Annotated in this window: 1 protein-coding gene and 1 pseudogene; both read right to left on the bottom strand. The window is 61.9% G+C overall.

Features of this window, described 5'->3' with window-relative positions; genetic code table 11:
- A pseudogene (locus SB725_RS33320) lies at positions 1–142 on the bottom strand (chemotaxis response regulator protein-glutamate methylesterase); the annotation flags it as partial.
- Positions 139–244: hypothetical protein (locus SB725_RS33315; protein WP_410923711.1), on the bottom strand; the 106-nt coding region annotated here is incomplete at its 5' end. The pseudogene SB725_RS33320 and the gene SB725_RS33315, both read right to left, overlap by 4 nt.

The following is a 244-nucleotide window of genomic DNA, read 5'->3' as shown; positions in this document are numbered from 1 at the left end:
CCGGGGTCAGTTCGGCACAGTACTTCACCGCTTCCGCACCATTGGTGGCGACCCACACCACCTCGTGGCTGGGGTCGAAGGCCAGCGCACGGCGCAGGGCCTCCACGGCCATGGGCATGTCATTGACTATCGCTATCTTCATGCCCGCGCTCCTCCAATCAGTTCCACCACTGCATCCAGCAGGGCGTCGTCATGGAAACTGGCTTTGGCTAGATAATAGTCGGCACCGGCATCCAGTCCACGG

Source organism: Pseudomonas sp. SIMBA_041 (assembly GCF_046535095.1).
In the GTDB taxonomy this organism is placed as follows: domain Bacteria; phylum Pseudomonadota; class Gammaproteobacteria; order Pseudomonadales; family Pseudomonadaceae; genus Aquipseudomonas; species Aquipseudomonas mucoides.
Note: the sequence above shows the minus strand (reverse complement) of the source record. Positions and strands in the feature narration are given on the sequence as shown.